The sequence below is a fragment of the Oleiphilus sp. HI0086 genome (assembly GCF_001635225.1).
Map to the genome: position 1 here is coordinate 1 of NZ_LWFZ01001107.1, position 782 is coordinate 782.

The following is a 782-nucleotide window of genomic DNA, read 5'->3' on the forward strand; positions in this document are numbered from 1 at the left end:
GTGCGAGGTCGTCATGGTTCTGAGTTAGTGCCAACCAATAGGCGGGGCGTTATTCGTTTGTTTTCTATCCTCTCGGATCAGGGGATGGTTGGTATTCTGCCAGACCAGGTGCCAGGCGGAACGGGCGGTGTTAATGCTCCTTTTATGGGAATAGAGGCTAATACGGTAAAGCTTGTATCTCGCTTGATTGGCCGCACTGGCTGTGAAGTCGTGAGCTTGTGTGCGATTCGCCGTCCCAAAGGGGATGGTTTTGATATGGTGTTCAAACCAGCTGATCCTGAGATATATAGTGACGATATCGCTACATCCGTCGCGGCATTGAATCGCTCAGTTGAAGCATGTATCGAAAGTCATCCCGAACAATACCAATGGGAGTACAAACGCTTTAAAGGGATGACGATAGACGGGCGTAAGGCTTATAGTAAGCTTAACCCATAGATTGGTTTAACGCTGCTATTGAGAATAGCCTTCAATCAAATAATTCCAGTCATTGTGAGTCCACTTTATCCCATGCCTTGTTACTTCCTTTTCAAAGCTGCGTTTTAAGCGCTTCAGATTACTGCTTTTCCAGGCATGCTTTGGCTTTAACATTTTGGCGCGATCAAAGTCGATGAGCCAAAATAAGCCCTCTTCATCTTGCAAAATGTTTTGAATGTTCAGGTCAGCATGATAAACACCCGCTTTGTGGAATCTTGCGATTAAAGCGCCTAATGTGAAATAGAAGTCTTTGCTTTGTACTTGTTTGAGTACTTGCAGTAAGTCTTGTGCATTAGGAATGCGGT

The 782-nt window shown here is 45.1% G+C and carries 2 protein-coding genes; one reads left to right on the forward strand and one right to left on the reverse strand.

Going from position 1 to position 782, the window contains the following annotated elements; translation table 11 throughout:
• The coding region (locus tag A3756_RS19590) for a lysophospholipid acyltransferase family protein (protein ID WP_197481400.1) at positions 1-438 on the forward strand (438 nt) is incomplete at its 5' end.
• Between the two features lie 15 nt (positions 439-453).
• On the opposite strand, the gene A3756_RS19595 is transcribed toward A3756_RS19590, so the two are convergent.
• A partial coding sequence (locus A3756_RS19595; RefSeq protein WP_304438910.1) for a lipopolysaccharide kinase InaA family protein occupies positions 454-782 on the reverse strand: 329 nt, incomplete at its 5' end.